This is a genomic window from Noviherbaspirillum sp. Root189 (assembly GCF_001428545.1).
Taxonomy (GTDB): Bacteria; Pseudomonadota; Gammaproteobacteria; order Burkholderiales; family Burkholderiaceae_D; genus Noviherbaspirillum.
The window spans coordinates 109,580-127,418 of record NZ_LMHZ01000034.1; the positions used below are offsets into that span (position 1 = coordinate 109,580).

At 59.0% G+C, this 17,839-nt stretch carries 16 protein-coding genes; 9 read left to right on the forward strand and 7 right to left on the reverse strand.

Features of this window, described 5'->3' with window-relative positions:
- The first annotated feature begins 24 nt into the window (after positions 1-24).
- Positions 25-2,646, forward strand: a complete 2,622-nt coding sequence (locus tag ASE07_RS19165) for a DNA topoisomerase III (protein ID WP_057292420.1) — start codon at positions 25-27, stop codon at positions 2,644-2,646.
- Positions 2,647-3,017: 371 nt separating this feature from the next.
- Here the strand turns inward: ASE07_RS19165 and ASE07_RS19175 are convergent, their stop codons facing one another.
- Positions 3,018-3,425 carry a GFA family protein gene (locus tag ASE07_RS19175; protein ID WP_057292548.1) on the reverse strand — a complete coding sequence of 136 codons (408 nt, stop codon included), beginning with the start codon at positions 3,423-3,425 and terminating at the stop codon, positions 3,018-3,020.
- Between the two features lie 204 nt (positions 3,426-3,629).
- Here ASE07_RS19175 and ASE07_RS19180 point away from each other — a divergent pair, with 204 nt between their 5' ends.
- Positions 3,630-3,842: a glycine zipper 2TM domain-containing protein gene (locus tag ASE07_RS19180; RefSeq protein ID WP_082584314.1), complete on the forward strand. Its 213-nt coding sequence runs from the start codon at positions 3,630-3,632 to the stop codon at positions 3,840-3,842.
- Between the two features lie 434 nt (positions 3,843-4,276).
- Here ASE07_RS19180 and ASE07_RS19185 read toward each other — a convergent pair whose 3' ends face one another.
- From ASE07_RS19185 to ASE07_RS19195, 3 genes are all read right to left on the reverse strand, one after another.
- Positions 4,277-4,549 carry a hypothetical protein gene (locus ASE07_RS19185; protein ID WP_156396798.1) on the reverse strand — a complete coding sequence of 91 codons (273 nt, stop codon included), beginning with the start codon at positions 4,547-4,549 and terminating at the stop codon, positions 4,277-4,279.
- Between the two features lie 103 nt (positions 4,550-4,652).
- Positions 4,653-5,207 carry a methylated-DNA--[protein]-cysteine S-methyltransferase gene (locus tag ASE07_RS19190; RefSeq protein WP_082584295.1) on the reverse strand — a complete coding sequence of 185 codons (555 nt, stop codon included), beginning with the start codon at positions 5,205-5,207 and terminating at the stop codon, positions 4,653-4,655.
- 2 nt (positions 5,208-5,209) lie between these two features.
- Entirely contained in the window at positions 5,210-6,688 is a 1,479-nt protein-coding gene (locus ASE07_RS19195; protein WP_057292423.1) for a DNA-3-methyladenine glycosylase 2, read from the reverse strand.
- Positions 6,689-6,927: 239 nt separating this feature from the next.
- Here ASE07_RS19195 and ASE07_RS19200 point away from each other — a divergent pair, with 239 nt between their 5' ends.
- The 3 genes from ASE07_RS19200 (at position 6,928) to ASE07_RS19210 (ending at position 9,858) form a co-directional block, all read left to right on the forward strand.
- Entirely contained in the window at positions 6,928-8,100 is a 1,173-nt protein-coding gene (locus tag ASE07_RS19200) for a substrate-binding domain-containing protein (RefSeq protein ID WP_057292424.1), read from the forward strand.
- Positions 8,101-8,329: 229 nt separating this feature from the next.
- A complete protein-coding gene (locus ASE07_RS19205) occupies positions 8,330-9,124 on the forward strand; it encodes an ABC transporter ATP-binding protein (RefSeq protein WP_057292425.1) in 795 nt (264 codons plus the stop codon).
- Positions 9,121-9,858 (forward strand): ABC transporter ATP-binding protein, encoded by a 738-nt coding sequence (locus ASE07_RS19210; protein WP_057292426.1) that lies wholly within the window; start codon positions 9,121-9,123, stop codon positions 9,856-9,858. Before ASE07_RS19205 ends, ASE07_RS19210 begins: the two co-directional genes overlap by 4 nt.
- Here ASE07_RS19210 and ASE07_RS29910 read toward each other — a convergent pair.
- Entirely contained in the window at positions 9,855-10,130 is a 276-nt protein-coding gene (locus tag ASE07_RS29910; RefSeq protein WP_235548541.1) for a hypothetical protein, read from the reverse strand. The genes ASE07_RS19210 and ASE07_RS29910 overlap by 4 nt on opposite strands.
- On the opposite strand from ASE07_RS29910, the gene ASE07_RS19215 reads away from it, so the two are divergent.
- From ASE07_RS19215 to ASE07_RS19225, 3 genes are read left to right on the forward strand one after another with little or no spacing between them, the layout of a single operon-like run.
- Positions 10,033-10,971, forward strand: coding sequence for a branched-chain amino acid ABC transporter permease (locus ASE07_RS19215; protein ID WP_235548540.1), 939 nt, complete (start codon positions 10,033-10,035; stop codon positions 10,969-10,971). The two genes, ASE07_RS29910 and ASE07_RS19215, sit on opposite strands and share 98 nt — an antisense overlap.
- A 7-nt stretch (positions 10,972-10,978) precedes the next feature.
- Entirely contained in the window at positions 10,979-12,037 is a 1,059-nt protein-coding gene (locus tag ASE07_RS19220) for a branched-chain amino acid ABC transporter permease (RefSeq protein WP_057292427.1), read from the forward strand.
- Positions 12,034-12,870, forward strand: coding sequence for an alpha/beta fold hydrolase (locus ASE07_RS19225; RefSeq protein ID WP_057292428.1), 837 nt, complete (start codon positions 12,034-12,036; stop codon positions 12,868-12,870). The genes ASE07_RS19220 and ASE07_RS19225 overlap by 4 nt, the downstream gene beginning before the upstream one ends.
- A 15-nt stretch (positions 12,871-12,885) precedes the next feature.
- Here the strand turns inward: ASE07_RS19225 and ASE07_RS19230 are convergent, their stop codons facing one another.
- Positions 12,886-13,248 (reverse strand): DUF1304 domain-containing protein, encoded by a 363-nt coding sequence (locus ASE07_RS19230; protein ID WP_057292429.1) that lies wholly within the window; start codon positions 13,246-13,248, stop codon positions 12,886-12,888.
- 408 nt (positions 13,249-13,656) lie between these two features.
- On the opposite strand from ASE07_RS19230, the gene ASE07_RS19235 reads away from it, so the two are divergent.
- A complete protein-coding gene (locus tag ASE07_RS19235; protein ID WP_057292430.1) occupies positions 13,657-16,575 on the forward strand; it encodes a bifunctional diguanylate cyclase/phosphodiesterase in 2,919 nt (972 codons plus the stop codon).
- A 50-nt stretch (positions 16,576-16,625) separates the two neighbouring features.
- On the opposite strand, the gene ASE07_RS19240 is transcribed toward ASE07_RS19235, so the two are convergent.
- On the reverse strand, positions 16,626-17,747 hold the full coding sequence (locus tag ASE07_RS19240; RefSeq protein ID WP_057292431.1) for a GNAT family N-acetyltransferase: 1,122 nt from the start codon (positions 17,745-17,747) through the stop codon (positions 16,626-16,628).
- Positions 17,748-17,839: the final 92 nt, after the last annotated feature.

Below are 17,839 nucleotides of genomic sequence, written 5' to 3' on the forward strand. Positions count from 1 at the left end.
CCGCGCACTAAAGAGAATACGCTTATGACCAAGACCCTCATCATCGCAGAGAAGCCCTCTGTCGCGAACGATATCGCGAAGGCGCTCGGCGGCTTTACAAAGCACGATGAGTACTTTGAATCCGACGAGTATGTCCTGTCCTCCGCAGTCGGCCACCTGGTCGAAATCGCGGTTCCGGAAGAATATGACGTCAAACGCGGCAAGTGGACGTTCACGCACTTGCCGATGATTCCGCCGCATTTTGCCCTCAACCCGATTGCCAAGACCGAATCGCGGCTGAAGGTGCTGAACAAGTTGATCAAGCGCAAGGATGTCACGGCCCTTATCAACGCATGCGACGCCGGGCGCGAGGGCGAACTGATCTTCCGCCTGATCGTGCAATACGCGAAAGCCAAGCAGCCGATCAAGCGCCTGTGGCTGCAATCCATGACGCAGGGCGCAATACGCGACGGCTTTGCCCGGCTGCGTGAAGACCGCGAAATGCTGCCGCTGGCCGACGCCGCACGCTGCCGCAGCGAGGCCGACTGGCTGATCGGCATCAATGGCACGCGCGCGATGACTGCCTTCAATTCCAAGGAAGGCGGTTTCTACCTGACGACCGTCGGTCGCGTGCAGACGCCGACCCTGTCGATCGTGGTGGAGCGTGAAGAAAAGATCAAGAATTTCGTGCCACGCGACTATTGGGAAGTGCGCGCCGAATTCGTCTGTGCCGCCGGCATCTATGAAGGCCGCTGGCTCGACACCAAGTTCAAGAAGGACGAAACCGATCCGGAAAAACGCGCTGAACGGTTGTGGAGCAAGGCTGCCGCCGAATCCATTGTCGCCGCCTGCCGCGGCAAGCAAGGCACGGTTACCGAAGAATCCAAACCTGCCACCCAGATGGCGCCGGCATTGTTCGATCTGACCAGCCTGCAGCGCGAGGCCAATGCGCGCTTCGGCTTTTCTGCGAAGAACACGCTTGGCCTGGCACAGGCGCTGTACGAAAAGCACAAGGTGCTGACCTATCCGCGTACCGACTCGCGCCACTTGCCGGAAGACTATTTGCAGACCGTCAGGCAAACGCTGGAAACGGTATCGGAAAACCATAACTATCAGCAGTTCGCCTCGCAGATCCTGAACAAGAACTGGGTCAAGCCGAACAAGCGCATTTTCGACAACAGCAAGATCAGCGATCACTTCGCGATCATTCCCACCACCCAGGCGCCGAAGAACCTGTCGGAGCCCGAGCAAAAGCTGTACGACCTGGTGACACGCCGTTTCATGGCGGTGTTCTTCCCTGCGGCCGAATTCCAGGTAACGACCCGCTATACCGAAGTCTCCGGCCATCAGTTCAAGACCGAAGGCAAGGTCATGACCAATCCGGGCTGGCTGGCCATCTACGGCAAGGAAGCGGCGAACGACGACGACAAGGAAAACGCCGGCACGCTGGTTCCCGTGGCGAAGGATGAAAAGGTCAAGACCGAAAAAATCACCGCCAACGGTCTGGTCACCAAACCGCCTGCACGGTATTCGGAAGCGACACTGCTATCGGCGATGGAGGGTGCGGGCAAACTGGTCGACGATGAGGACCTGCGTGAAGCGATGGCCGGCAAGGGCCTCGGTACGCCGGCGACGCGCGCGGCCATCATCGAAGGCTTGCTCAATGAAAAATACCTGCTGCGCGAGGGACGCGAAATCATTCCCACGGCAAAGGCCTTCCAGCTGATGACCTTGCTGCGCGGTCTGGGCGTGAATGAACTGACCGCACCTGAACTCACCGGTGAATGGGAATACAAGCTGTCGCAGATGGAACGCGGCAAGATCAGCCGTGAGGAATTCATGCGCGAGATCGCGCAGATGACGCAAATCATCGTCAAGCGCGCGAAGGAATACAACAACGACACTATTCCCGGTGACTATGCGACGCTGAAGACGCCGTGCCCGAATTGCGGCGGCGTGGTGAAGGAAAACTATCGACGTTTCGCCTGCACCAAGTGCGAATTTTCAATGAGCAAAATCCCCGGCAGCCGCCAGTTTGAAATCGCGGAAGTCGAAGAGTTGCTGGAGAAGCGTGAGATCGGTCCCTTGCAAGGCTTCCGTTCCAAGATGGGCCGTCCGTTTGCAGCCATCCTGAAGATCGTACGTGACGCGGAAATCAACAACTTCAAGCTGGAATTCGATTTCGGTCAGAACCAGGATGAAGGCGAAGATGGCGAAGGTGTCGATTTCACCGGGCAGACAGCGCTCGGTGCTTGCCCCAAGTGCGGCAGCGGCGTGTACGAAATGGGCTTGGCCTATGTCTGCGAAAAGACGGTCGCCAAACCCAAGGCCTGCGATTTCCGCAGCGGTCGTATTATCCTGCAGCAGGAAATCCTGCCCGAGCAGATGGCCAAGCTGCTCAATGATGGCAAAACCGATCTGCTGCCAGGTTTCATTTCGCAGCGCACCCGCAGACCTTTCAAGGCTTATCTGGTAAAAGACAAAGTCGGCAAGGTGAGCTTCGAGTTTGAAGAACGCAAGGCCAAGGCCCCCGCCAAGGGCAAGGTCGCCGAAAAGGACGCGGCAGCGGAGGAAGCACCAAAGAAAGCGGCGCCGGCCAAGAGTGTCGCCAAGCCGGCTGCGAAGAAGGCTGTCGCTAAAAAAGCAGCAGCGAAGAAGGCTGCGTAAGCGCTTTATACCAATCCCAAGCTATAACGTGACAAATGAGATCGATGGATTTTTTTGACTGGCAAGGCGCAGGAGGAGTCAATAGCGAGCTATTGACAACGAGTGCAACGCAGGCAGGCGGCTCGGCGCCCCCGAAAAAAGACGCGATCTCATGGTGCGTTATGGGTTGGGATTGGTATTACTTCGCAGACGTGTTCGGGTTGCGCTTTGCAGGTTTGCGGAAAACGACATGAACCAAACAAAACGGCTTGCGCAGTTGCGCAAGCCGTTTTTCATTTCAGGCCACTGATCTCACAAATCCCACAATGCTGCGTAATGCCATGCGCCCCTCGAACTCCGATACGCGACAATCAAACAGGCAACTGAAGGCTTCAGCGTCGCCCGGGTTCATGCGTATCGTACTGCGGCAGCGTGTCATTGATCGCAGCCCATGGAGGAATACCTGAGGTAAAAATATGCGCGGCAGGCGTGGCTTCCGTCGGCGTGTCTACCGTCCCCATGCGCAAACGCAATACCTCCGGCGTGTCATCCCGGCGTGAATACAATGGCGAGCCGCAGCGACTGCAAAATGCGCGTTTCTTGCCGGGCGAAGACGCGTATTCGGTGATCAGTTCCTCGCCTTGCACCCACTGGAACTGCTTTCTGTCCACCGGTGCGGCGACGACCGCGCTGGTACCTTGCGCCTTACGGCAATCGCTGCAGTGACACACGGTGATGGTGCCGAAGTTTCCGCCGTATTCGTATTGCACGCCACCACACATACAACTTCCCTTGATCATGTTGCGTCCTTCCATAGTGAGGATTGCTGCACCGCACAGGCATCCATGGAAGCTTGAATGCGCGGTATCAACAAGCCATTCTTCGAGACAATGCCAAACCGGAACTATCACCGTAGCGCAAAGGTCGAACTTTTGCAAAAGCCATAAGACATTGTTTTCCGATGGTGATGGGAAGCGATGGATTCCAACGTTCCGGAGGATATGATGAAACAACGTACTTTGATTTCGGTAATAAGCGCCATCACATTGGCATCCGCACTCTCGGCATGCGGCACACCAACAAGGCAGCAGGTTGGTGTAGGCACCGGCGCCGTGCTTGGCGGCGTGGCAGGACATGCAGTAACCGGCGGCAGTACCATGGGTACGGTAGGCGGCGCCGCAGTGGGTGGCCTGCTTGGTAATGAGGTATCGAAGTAATCGAAGAGCCATTCCGGCTTGGTCAATTCGGCCTTGCCATCGCTTCACCTGTCGCGGATGCCTGTATCTCGTCACGGCTTTCTAAAGCGTGCCAAGGCTTCCGCGATCTTCCGCATGCTTTATTTCATCGATCTTCCCATTCCGTTCAGACTGCAGCAATAAGGTCGATCAGTAAGGTCCGCCAGTGACGTACAGATACGCCTTATTGACCATGTCGTGTAACCAAATGCATCTGCCGGAACTTTCGAGTATTGAAAGTTTCTACACACTCGCAACATGCAATTTTGGCATGAGCATGTCTTCCAGTTGTCTCTGGTAACTGAACGATTCTTAAGGAGAATTCTTATGATGAAATGGACTATCCCCTTGGTATGCGCATTGGTGTTGAGCGCATGCGGCACCTCTGGCTCTGGCATGAGGTCCGGCTCCGGCGGCTACGGCTCCAGCTCCAGCGGCGCTTCCAGCACAAGCCCAAGCTCGTCCTCGTCCTCGTCCGGCATGTCTTCGCCGAGCAGCAACGTGCCGACTCCTAGCTCCGCTACAGGCTCGTCCACTACCACTTCATCCGGTATGTCGGGTGCGGGCACCACAGGCACCACCGGTGTTGGCGCTGGTACTGGTTCCGGTGCTAGCGGTGGCGCGGGTGCAGCAGGTGGCGCGAAGTAATCGAGCGTTTCGGCAGTGTGCTGCATGCATCCGCGGTTCACGCGCAACCCTCCATGCGCGAGATCTTGCGAATAGCATTGCACACTGCTGATCAATGCGGCTGGCCAGCCCAGCCTTTCTTTTTCTTTTTTCCTTTTTTCTTCCCTATTCCTGCAGCAAAAGGCGCGTCTGTCCGTCAGCGAAAAAATCTGCCGCAGCGGGTATCGCTGTTTCGGCACCACGATAATTCTTTTCTTCCAGCGCCAGCAAGTACCTCTTACGATCGAGTCCGCCCGCATAACCGGACAATGCACCCGAGCTTCCCAATACCCGATGGCATGGCACGATGATCGATACCGGATTACGCCCGATCGCCGTACCCACCGCACGTACCGCCTTCGGACTGGCAACGCGCTGTGCAATGGACTGATAGGTGGCAGTTAGTCCAAAAGGCAGCAACGCCAGAGCGTCCCAAACCGCACGCTGGAAGGGTGTGCCACGCAAATCGAGCGCGACGTCGAATACCTGCCTCTGCCCGGCAAAGTATTCATCGAGTTGGTCCTTCGTGCGCAAAAGATGATCATGCCCATCGTCGCGCCGCCAATCCTGCGTGCCCTTGAAGTATTTGTGCTGCTCGAAATACAGGCCCGACAGGCCGCGCTCGGTGGCGGCAAGCAGCAAGATGCCCAAGGGACTGCGGTATTCGGAGTATGAAGTCATGTCTATCCCATCCACAATGAAAGCGCGGCATAACCGCGCCATGGCGCCCAGGCACTGGCCCGGGCGGCGAGCTGCTTTTCCGTGAGACGCCCGCCCTCTTCGGCTGCCGCTTTTTGCAGCCCGAGGTCGCCGGCTGGAAAAGCATCAGGAAAACGCAGCGCCCGCAACGCAATGTAATGCGCAGTCCAGTCACCGATGCCACGTACCGTCCTCAGGCAGGCCACCGCGTCGTCCAGCGTCATGCCCGGCCGCAGTTGCAAGCCGCCTTGCGCAGCAAATTGCGCAAGGTTGCGTATCGTCTGCGCGCGTGTCTGCGGCAAGCCGATGGCCGCTATGGCACTGACGTCCGCCTGTGACAGCACTTCCGGCAGCGGGAAAGCATGCGTGACGGCGGCAAACGGCGTGGCGGACAGTGTCCCGAAGCGTTGCACCAGCCGCCCCGACAGCGTGGTGGCACCGGCCACGCTGACCTGCTGTCCGAGCACAGCCCGCACGGCAAGCTCGAAAGCGTCGAATGCGCCGGGCACGCGCAGGCCCGGCGTCGCGGTGATACGCGGGCCAAGCAACGGGTCCTGCTTCAAATGCGCTTCAATAATGGCCGGGTTGGCATCGAGGTCGAACAGCTTGCGCATCCGTCCGAGCAGCGGCATCAAGACCGGGGCCAGCGACGGTGCGACTTCCAGTTCGAGCTGGTGCCGCGATGGCGCATGCGTGACGCGTACCCATCCGGTGGCGCTGTCCAGACGCACGCTGCGCAGGTAAGCCGCCGCTTGCAGGTCCACTGCCTCGACCCCGGCGATCGCGCGGCCGGACAGGTAGCCCAGCAAGCGTTCCCACTGGAGCGGAGGACGATAGGCAAGGCGCAGCGTCAATGCATCGGGTGTGGCCGTGGGCCTCGGCAACGCACGGCGAATGCTGCCGGGCGCCATTCCGTAGCGCTGGGCAAACAGGGCGTTGAAACGCCTGACACTGCCGAAGCCGGCGGCAAACGCCACATCGGTCATCGGCATCGCGGTTTCCTGCAACAGCTTCTTGGCGAACAGCAGTCGCTGGGTCTGCGCCAGCTCAACCGGCGTGACACCGAAATGCTGCAACAGCACACGTCGTAACTGCCGCGACGACAGACCAACTTCACCGGCAAGGCGTTCGACATCGCCATCGTTTAACGCCCCGCTGGCGATACGCTGCCACACTGCATGCGCCAGGTTTTCCTGAAGCGCGTAGGGCGCCAGTTCCGGACGGCAGCGCAAACAGGGCCGGAACCCCGCCGCTTCGGCTGCCGCCGCGCTGCTGAAGAATCGGCAGGACGACGCGCGCGGCGTCTTCACTGTGCATACCGGCCTGCAGTAAACACCGGTCGTGGTGACCCCGGTGAAAAACACCCCATCGAAACGTGTATCTTTGGCTGCGAGCGCACGGTAGCAGCTGGCGCTGTCCATGGCATTCGGCGGTTCCGCGACGAGGGTGGTAACGGTATCCATGTCGAACGTTATACGCGCCGGCCTGCTCGGCGTCTAGCCGTTTTCGGACACCATTCGACGACTGCTTTTTTGCGGTAATGCATTCACAATGAGCCGAATCAACGTCCATCGTAGTTTTACTACTTTCCCCAAAACACGCCTTGGAGTAACCTGCTCCAAGCCTGATTCCGTCCGCCGTTCGCTACGGTCCCAGACAGAACACGGCAGTAAAAACAACAACCCTTCAGAGGAAGTGAGACATGAGACATCACCTGCTTGCGGCAGTCGCCGCGCTTTGCTGCACCACAGCAGTCCACGCCAAAGATATCAAGATCGCCCACGTATACGACAAGACCGGCCCGCTGGAAGCCTACGCGAAGCAGACGCAGATCGGCCTGATGATGGGCCTGGACTATGCAACCGGCGGCACCATGACCGTGAACGGCAACAAGCTGGTGGTCATCGAAAAGGATACCCAGGGTAAGCCTGACGTCGCAAAGTCGCAGCTTTCCGCTGCCTATGCCGACGACAAGGCCGACATCGCGGTCGGCCCGACCGGCTCCGGTGTGGCGCTGGCCATGCTGCCGATCGCCGAAGAATACAAGAAGATCCTGCTGGTCGAGCCGGCGGTCGCCGATGCGATCACTGGCGACAAGTGGAACCGCTACATCTTCCGCACCGGCCGCAACTCCTCGCAGGACGCGATCTCGAACGCCGTGGCGCTCGACAAGGAAGGCGTGACCATTGCCACACTGGCGCAGGACTATGCGTTCGGCCGTGACGGCGTCAAGGCCTTCAAGGACGCGCTGAAGAAGGCGAAGATCGTTCATGAAGAATACCTGCCGACCAATACCACCGACTTTACCGCCGGTGCGCAACGCCTGTTCGATTCGCTGAAGGACAAGCCGGGCCGCAAGGTCATCTTTATCATCTGGGCGGGCGCGGGCAATCCGTTCAAGATCGCCGACCTCGATCCCAAACGTTACGGCATCGAGATCGCCACCGGCGGCAACATCCTGCCGGCCATGGCCGCATACAAGAACTTCCCCGGCATGGAAGGCGCGACCTACTACTACTTCGGCATCCCGAAGAATCCGGCCAACAACTGGCTGGTGTCCGAACACTACAAGCGCTATAAGAACCCGCCTGACTTCTTTACCGCCGGCGGCATGTCGGCCGGTATTGCACTGGTGGAAGCGCTGAAAAAGACCGGCGGCGACACCAATACCGAGAAGCTGATCTCGACCATGGAAGGGATGAGCTTCGAGACCCCGAAAGGCAAGATGACTTTCCGCAAGGAAGACCATCAGGCACTGCAGTCGATGTACCACTTCAAGATCAAGGTCGATCCCGCCTTCCCGTGGGGCGTGCCGGAGCTGGTGCGCGAGATCAAGATCGAAGACATGAACATTCCGATCAAGAACAAGCGTTGATTGATTGGTCGGTTGATGTGGCGAGGCTGTAGCCTCACTATCGAAACCACGATTTACCTGTAAGTCTTCCACATGCCGGTTCCCTCCCCCTGGTAGGGGGAGGGTTAGGGTGGGGGTGGGAAGGTCGAATCAAGCGCAGTCCCTTGCACGACCTTCACACCCCCATCCCAACCTTCCCCCTGCAAGGGGGAAGGAGCCCGCATGCAGGGATTTCAACCGTGGAGCACCCATGTCCCAGCCTCAATCCCCGGGCTCTCACGCCGGTACACTTGAAACCCGCGACCTGACCATCCGCTTCGGCGGCCATGTTGCCGTCAATGCGGTGTCCTGCAAGTTCGCCCCCGGTACCCTGACCGCCATCGTCGGTCCCAACGGTGCCGGCAAGACCACCTATTTCAACCTGATTTCCGGCCAGCTCAAGCCGAGCGCAGGTCAGGTGCTGCTCAATGGGAACGACATCTCATCGCTGTCGGCTTCGGCGCGCACCCATGCCGGTCTGGGCCGCGCCTTCCAGCTGACCAGCCTGTTCCCGAATCTCAGCGTGATGGAAAACGTGCGCCTGGCCTTGCAGTCGCGCCGTCGTGTCGGCCTGGATATGTGGAATGTCTGGAGCCACCATCGCGACCTGATCGAGCGGGCCGAGCAATTACTCGACAGCGTGGCGCTGCTGTCCAAGCATGATGTTCAGGCATCGGCCCTGCCGCACGGTGATCAGCGCAAGCTGGAAGTCGGCCTGCTGATGGCGCTCGACCCCGAGGTCTACATGTTCGACGAACCGACCGCCGGCATGAGCGTGGATGAAGTGCCGGTGATCCTGGATCTGATCCGCGCACTCAAGGCGCGGGGCGACAGGACCATCCTGCTGGTCGAACACAAGATGGATGTGGTGCGGGAACTGGCCGACCGCATCATCGTGCTGCACAACGGCACCCTGATGGCCGACGGCGATCCGGAAACGGTGATTTCGTCGCCGGTGGTACAACAAGCCTATCTCGGCCTTGCGCCGGTGGAGGAAGCGGCATGAACGCCCCCTTGCTCAAACTCGACGGTGTGCATACGCATATCGGCGCCTATCACATCCTGCACGGTGTCGACCTCGAGGTGCCGCGCGGCCAACTGACCATGCTGCTGGGCCGCAACGGCGCCGGCAAAACCACGACGCTGCGCACCATCATGGGCCTGTGGCAGGCATCGCAAGGCCGCATCAGCTTCGATGGCCGCGACATTACTGCAACGTCGACACCCGATATTTCGCAGCTTGGCATCGCGTACGTGCCGGAAAACATGGGCATTTTCGCCGACCTGTCGGTGAAGGAAAACATGCTGCTGGCGGCACGGGGAGCGCGTCGCATCGATGACATCGACACGCAGCGCCTGGAATGGATCTTTGGCTTGTTTCCGGCGATGAAAAAATTCTGGCTGCACCCGGCGGGCAAACTGTCCGGTGGCCAAAAGCAGATGCTGGCCGTATCACGCGCCATTGTCGAACCGCGCAAACTGTTGCTGATTGACGAGCCAAGCAAGGGTCTGGCGCCGGCCATCATCGCCAACATGATCACCGCCTTCCGCGAACTGAAGCAGACCGACACGACCATCTTGCTGGTCGAGCAGAATTTCAACTTCGCCAGGCAACTGGGCGATACGGTCGCGGTGATGGACGACGGCAAGATTGTGCATCGCGGACAGATGGCGGAACTGGCCGAGAACGAAGAATTGCAAACGCGCCTGCTGGGCCTGTCGCTGGCTGCGCATCATTAAGGGATGACGATGGGAACGACAACGGAACAGACTTCCGCAGCGCCAACACCAGACATGCCAAACATGCCGAGCATGGCAAACACGGTGGTGACGACCGTGGACACGGCAGCGCCCGCAAGCAGCGCGCCGCCTCTGACCACGAAAATTGACTGGGCGCCGCTGGCGCTGGTACCGGTGCTGGCATTGGCCGCGTTACCCTTCATCGGCTCTACCTCGACCTGGATCACGCTGACTGCGGCCGGACTGGCGATGGGAATGATCATCTTCATCATCGCTTCCGGCCTGACGCTGATCTTTGGCCTGATGGACGTGCTGAACTTCGGTCACGGCGTGTTCATCGCACTCGGCGCCTTCGTCGCGGTGTCGGTAATGGGTTCGATGTCGGAATGGAGCAACGCCGACAGCCTGGCGCAGAACCTTGGTGCGCTCGGCCTGGCGATGCTGGCGGCGATGGTCGTGGCCGGCGTGCTCGGCGCTGTATTCGAACGGGTGCTGGTGCGGGTGGTGTACGGCCAGCATCTGAAACAGATCCTGATCACGATGGGCGGCATGGTAGTCGGCGAAGAACTGATCAAGGTGATCTGGGGCCCTGCGCAAATTCCGCTGCCCTTGCCGACCGCCCTGCGCGGCTCGGTGCTGCTCGGCGATGCGGCCATCGAAAAATACCGGCTGATCGCGGTGGTGGTTGGCCTCGCGGTGTTCGCCGCGCTGGTCCTGGTGCTCAACCGCACCAAGCTCGGACTGCTGATCCGCGCCGGTGTGCAGGATCGCGAAATGGTCGAAAGCCTCGGTTACCGGATCCGCCGCCTGTTCGTCGGTGTCTTCATCGCCGGCTCGGCGTTGGCTGGCCTTGGCGGCGTGATGTGGGGCCTGTACCAGCAGAACGTGATTCCGCAGATGGGCGCGCAGGTCAACGTGCTGATCTTCATTGTCATTATCATCGGCGGCCTCGGTTCGACCGGCGGCTGCTTCCTCGGCGCGCTGCTGGTGGGATTGCTGGCGAACTACACCGGCTTTCTGGTGCCGAAAGTTGCGCTCTTTTCCAACATTCTCCTGATGATCGCCATTTTGCTGTGGCGTCCTCAGGGCGTCTATCCGGTCACGAACAGGTGAGCAACCGATGATTACCCGCCTTCTTTCCCATGATTTGCCGCGCAGCCGTGTACTGGCGGTGATCCTGACCGTGATCGTGCTCGGTCTGGCATTTGCGCCTTTCATTTTCCCGGGCGCAAAGTCGCTCAATGTGGCCGCGAAGATCCTGATCTTCATTGTGCTGGTGGCCAGCTTTGATCTGCTGCTTGGCTATACCGGGATCGTTTCCTTCGCGCATACGATGTTCTTCGGCATTGGCGCTTATGGCATCGCGATTGCCAGTACCCGCATGGGACCGGGCTGGACCAGCCTGCTGGCCGGAGCGCTCGGCGCGATGCTGCTGTCGCTGCTGCTGTCGCTGATGATCGGCTTGTTTTCACTGCGGGTGCGGGCGATCTTTTACGCGATGATCACGCTGGCGGTGGCCTCGGCATTTCAGACCCTGGCTTCGCAGCTGTCGGAAATCACCGGCGGTGAGGATGGCTTGAATTTCAAGCTGCCGGAAGTCCTGGCCCCGTCCTTCCATCTGAGCGACAACCCTTTCCTCGGCGCCTCGCTCGATGGCAGGTTCATCACCTACTATCTCGTGTTTTTCAGCGCGGTCGTGCTGTTCCTGGCCATGCTGCGCATCGTCAATTCGCCATTCGGTCGCGTGCTGCAGGCGATTCGCGAAAACGATTTCCGTGCAGAGGCGATCGGTTATCGCACCGTCGTCTACCGCACCTGGTCGAATGTGCTGGCCGCCGTGTTCGCCACGCTGGCCGGTTGCCTGCTGGCGATCTGGCTGCGCTACAACGGTCCGGACACCTCCTTGTCGTTCGAAATCATGATCGACATCCTGCTGATCGTCGTGATCGGCGGCATGGGCACCATGTACGGGGCGATCTTCGGCGCCACGGTATTCCTGCTGGCGCAGAGCTACCTGCAGGACCTGATGGGCATGGCGGCAAACGCGACGCAATCGGTGCCGCTACTGTCGGCGCTGCTGTCGCCCGACCGCTGGCTGCTGTGGCTGGGCATCCTGTTCATCCTGTCCGTGTACTTCTTCCCGACCGGCATCGTCGGCAAACTGCGGGAGCGTCAATGACCCCATCGTCCCATTACACATTGTGCTGCCGGCGTGAAATCCATTACGTCGAATGGGGCACACGCGGCCAGCCGCCGATCATCATGTGGCACGGACTGGCGCGCACCGGCCGCGATTTCGATGACCTGGCAGAAGCGCTGTCGGATCGCTATCACATCATTTGCCCGGATACGCTGGGGCGCGGATTTTCACAGTGGAGCCCCGATCCCGATAACGAGTACTGCCTTGCCTTCTATGCACGCATTGCGGCCGAACTGGTTGACCGGCTCGGCTTTTCGCAAGTACGCTGGGTCGGCACCTCGATGGGTGGCGCGATCGGTACGGTGGCAGCGGCAACCACGCTGAAAGGCCGTATCAGTCACCTTGTCCTCAACGATAACGGGCCGGCACTGGCGGCCGCAGCGATCGAGCGGATCAAGACGTATGCGGGCAATCCGCCGCAGTTCGACACCCTGACCGAATTCGAAGAATTTTTGCGCACCGTGTACAGGCCCTACGGCTGGCAAAGCGATGCGCAATGGCGGCGCATGGCCGAGACTTCGGCGCGGCGTCTGCCGGACGGGAAAATCACGCCGCACTACGACCCCGCGATGGTGCGCCAATTCATCGCTCATCCATGGGACTACGACTTGTGGGACGCCTATGACACGCTCACCATGCCAACCATGGTGATGCGCGGAATCGATTCCGACCTGCTGCTGCAGTGCACTGCCGAGGAAATGACACAACGTGGTCCACGTGCGCAACTGGAAGTGATTCCCGGCTGCGGACATGCACCGGCCCTGAATGTCCCGGAACAGATCGGCCTGGTCAGGGACTTTCTGAAACGCTAGAGCGCTAGAGCGGATCTACTTCGCCAGCATCAGCGCCGCCAGCCCCAGTGCCGCGGGTACAGTCTGAATGAACAGGATGCGCCGCTGAACGGTAGCCGCTCCCCAGATGCCCGCCACCGCGACGCAAGCCAACCCGAATACCGCGAAGGCGTTGCCAGTGGCTGCATCGGGATGCAGGAAATATACCGCCAGCGCAGCCGCCAGAAAGCCGTTATAGCAACCTTGATTGGACATTGCCGGTGCCATCATCTCCACCTGCTGCTCCGAGAGCCTAAAGACCTTGCGCCCACGGCTGCGGAACAATACCGTTTCCAGCAAAAAGATGTACACGTGAATGAGCAGCACGATACCGATGAGGACATTGGCGAGCAGAAGCATGGTGTTCCCTCCGTGGAAATTTACTTCAGGGTACAACATACTTAACGGCATGGGAATGAACGGGCAATCGCCACCATCGTCCTCGCAGAAGAACGCCGTCCATCGCCTGCTGCGCCTGAACTTTTGCGCTGCAATGCGCTCTTCGGATTAGGGATGCACCCTTTTGAATAGCGGTCGCGGCGGACCGCGTGCGTGGTTTCCGCAAACCCGGACCCAAGAGTGACGAGCTAATATCAATTCCGCCCCGTAACGTAACAAATGAAATCGACGGATTTTTTTAACTGACAAGGCGCGGGAGGCGTCAATAGCCTTGCTATTGATGACGAGCGCAACGCAGGCACCTGCATAGGCAAGACTTCGACTGCGCGGCTCCGCCGCCAAAGCGCAGCACCTTGGCAAGGTCAAGATATGCCAGACGATCCGGAATGGCCGGCGGGCGCCGGTAAAATGCGGATGGCTATTCGCAACTTCGATTGGTCGACGACCATCCTCGGCCCGCTCGATGCGTGGCCGCAATGTCTGCGTACAACAGTGGACATCCTGCTTGGCATGCCCATGCCGGCATTGCTGCTATGGGGTAGCGACGGCATCATGCTCTACAACGATGCCTATGCCCGTATTGCCGGTGCCCAACATCCCTGGCTGCTAGGCCGCAAGGTCGAAGATGGCTGCTCGGAACGCGCCGATTTTCACACGCAAGTGATGCAAGTCATCCTGGCCGGAGAGCCGCTTCTCATCCGCGGCCAGGAATTTCTGCTTGAGCGCAATGGTGAAACGAAGAGTGCCTGGCTCAATCTCGATTTTTCTCCGGTGCTCAATGAACGGGGTGTTCCAACGGGGGCACTGGCCATTGTGACGGACACCACCGATCGCGTCAGAGTCGAGCAAGCCTTGCGCGCGAACGAAGCACGCCTGTCGGCAATTTTTGCCCGCGCGATGGTGGGCCTGTCGGAGATTTCGCCCCAAGGCAAATTCATTCGCATCAACGATGAGCTATGCCGCATGCTCGGCCGTCCGCGCGAGTTGCTGCTACAACTGGGCGTGCCGGATGTCACGCATCCGGAAGACGTGCCGAAAAGCCTGGCGGCGCTTGGCGCCTTGCTGGAGCATGGCATACCCGCGTCCATCGATAAACGCTATATGCGCCCCGACGGCAGCCTGGTGTGGGCCAACAGCAGCGTGACCCGGCTGGACGATGAATACGGCAAGCCGGTTTCCTTGCTGGTGGTAACGGTCGACCTTACCGCTCGCATGCAGGCCGAGCGAGCGCTGTCGGAAAGTGAAGCGCGCTTTCGCGCCCTTGCCGAAACCTGTCCGGCACTGATCTGGCATATCGATCCTTCGGGGACCATCAAATATGTCAATCCGCGTACCGTCGACCTGATGGATATTCCGCCGGAACAATTGTTCGGCACGTCATGGATCACTCTTCTTCACCCTGACGACACGGCGCCTTATCTGAAGGCCATCCGCCACGCGCAACTGGCACGAGCGCCGATGACGCACCGCGTGCGTGTGCGGCGTATCCATGATGGATGGCGCTGGCTGGAATCGCATGCGGCGCCATGGTTTCGTGAGGACGGCGAGTATGCTGGGCACGTCGGCATTTCGCTCGATGTGACCGATGAAGTGCGGGCGCTTGAGGAACTGGCAATCAGCAATGAGCGCCTCAACTTTGCAATTGAAGGCTCGGGCGACGCGATCTGGGACTGGCACATTGTGTCCGACCAGATGCTGCATTCGGACAAGTTGAACCAGGTGCTCGGTTTGTCGGAGCCGAAGCAGACGTTTTCCTATGGTGAATGGGAAAAACGCTTACACCCGGAAGATCTGCCACAAGTGCTATCCGCGCTCAATGCGTGCCTGAAGGGCAGCACCGGATCATTCCAGAGCGAATACCGGATGCGCTCCGATTGCGGCGACTGGAAGTGGCTGCGTACGCGCGCCATCGTTGTCCAGAGGGATGCACGCCACAATCCGTTGCGCATGACCGGCACGGTGTCGGACATTACCGAAAAACGGCGGTCGGAAGAAATCATCTGGCGGCATGCCAACTTCGATACCCTGACCGGTCTTCCGAATCGCAGGTTGTTCCGCGACCGCCTGGACCATGATGTCAAGAAAGCGCATCGCACCCATCAACCGCTGGCACTGCTCTTTATTGATCTCGACCGTTTCAAGGAAGCCAACGATTTACTTGGCCATGACATCGGTGACCAGTTGCTGGCCGAAGCGGCGAAGCGCATCAGCGGTTGCGTACGCGAATCGGATACCGTCGCCCGGTTGGGCGGCGACGAATTTACCGCCATACTGACCGAACTCGACGACCTCGCGCATGTGGAAATGCTGGCGCAAAAGATGATCGACACGCTGGCTTCGCCTTTCCATCTGGCCAGCGAAGTGGTGTATTTGTCTGCAAGCATTGGCATCACCATGTATCCGAACGATGCAAGCAGCCCGGAAAACCTGATCCGCAACGCCGATCAGGCGATGTATGCCGCAAAGAATGGGGGACGCAATCAGTTCAGCTACTTTACGCGCTCGATGCAGCAGGATGCGCATGCAAGGCTGCGACTGATCTCGGATTTGCGCAAGGCGCTCTCCAGTGACCAGCTCAAGGTGTATTACCAGCCGGTCGTCGATCTGGCAACCGGTGATATCACGAAAGCCGAGGCTCTGTTGCGCTGGCATCATCCTCGACTGGGGCTGATCGATCCGCCGCGATTCATTCCCTTTGCGGAAGAGTCCGGGCTGATCAGTGAAATCGGCGAATGGGTATTCCATGAAGCGGCTTCCTGGTCCAGGCATTGGGGACGCCGGTTTGGCATACCGTTCCAGATCAGCGTCAACAAGTCGCCGGTGCAATTCATGTCACGCAGTCATGAATGCAACTGGGTCCATTACCTGCAGCGGCTCGGCCTGCCCGGCAGCAGCATTTCCGTGGAAATCACGGAAGGTACATTGCTCAACGCATCGGCAAGCGTGGCGGACAAGCTGCTGCAATACCGTGACGCCGGCATCCAGGTAGCGATTGACGATTTCGGCACGGGTTATTCATCGATGGCGTATCTGCGCAAGTTTGATATCGACTACCTGAAAATCGACCAGTCATTCGTGCGCGATGTCGCTACCGATGCAGGCGATCGTGCAATTGTGCGCTCCATCATCGCCATGGCGCATGAGCTCGGCTTGAAGGTGATTGCCGAAGGCATCGAGACCGATGCACAGAAATTTTTGCTGATGGAAGCCGGCTGTGACTATGGCCAGGGCTTTCTGTTCTCGAAAGCCGTGCCGCCGGAGGAATTTGAAAAGGTACTCGGCGCATAACATTCCACAACCATTCAATGCACGGCGTTCCGCGGCACCCTCGTCGCGATTCAGCTTTTCCTGACCGGCCTGCGCGTCAGCAAGGCGCGTGCTGCGCCGATCCCGCCCCTGGCTCCATGCAGCCTATCGATGGCTGCCTTGAGCGCGACGCCTAGCGGATCCTTGTCCCGTGCCCGCTGCAGCAACCAGCTGCGCACTTGCAAGGCATTACCCAGGAAAGCGTTATGCAACGCACGCCGGCCGTTGAATACCATGTACCTGCGCGAACGGTAGAGTGCGATGTGGTCGAGGTTGCGCTGCACACCCAGCAGCCGGTACTTGTATTCATATCGGCCCCACAGGAAGTGGTATTCCTTGCCGCCACGCGCAATGCATTCGCAGATGGTGAGATAACAGCATACGGTGCCGAGACCATAATCATTGAATGCAGGGTCATGCGCGATCACCTTCAGGAAATAATTGTCTCCGATACGAAAATTGATCGTACCCGCGCAGACCCGCCCATCGATGGTGACCACGCTCACCATGCCGAACTTGCGCGTGAAGTTCAGGATCCGCTCAGCTTCGACATCATCGATATACGATGCGCGATGTTTGCCCGCCATCCGGGCGCGGTTCATGGCGATGATCGCACGCACATGCTCTTCTCTTATCTCCTCACGGGTGTACACATCATGCCGCAGCGTCGGAAAATCACGGCGCAACTTGTTCTGGTAACGGTTGATATAGCTGCGTGTCGACTTGCCCAGCTTTGACCGATATGCCTCGGTAGATGGCGGTAATTCGAGCACGATATCTTCCGTGCAGCTGAAGTGCTGACAAGGAAAGTCTACCCGTTTCAGTTCCGCTTCTACTGCATGGAAAAGGATGATGTTGACGCTGCTGAAAATGGTAAAGATGTAATTGGCGAACCGGGTGACTTCCTGAGGGTCAAGCCGTATCTGCTCATTGAGTACGCGGACGGTATCCTTGTCCCGGCGCAGCAAAAGAATGGCTACCGGTTCATTCTTCCTGCGCGCGACATAGATACTGACACCGGACGACAGGTCGCCATAGGTACGGTGATGCGCCAGCGTGGAGTAGAGGTTCTGGTACAGTTTTTCCAGATCATCCTCCAGTGAATGAGGAATGGAGTTTTCAAATAGCGAAATCGAAATATCGTGTGAGGTCATGAGCGGGTACAAGACGCTTTGTAAGCGAAAATCAACAGAAACAACATGCACTGTCCGAGCCTGTTCTGAATATCATCATGTCCCGCATGTTC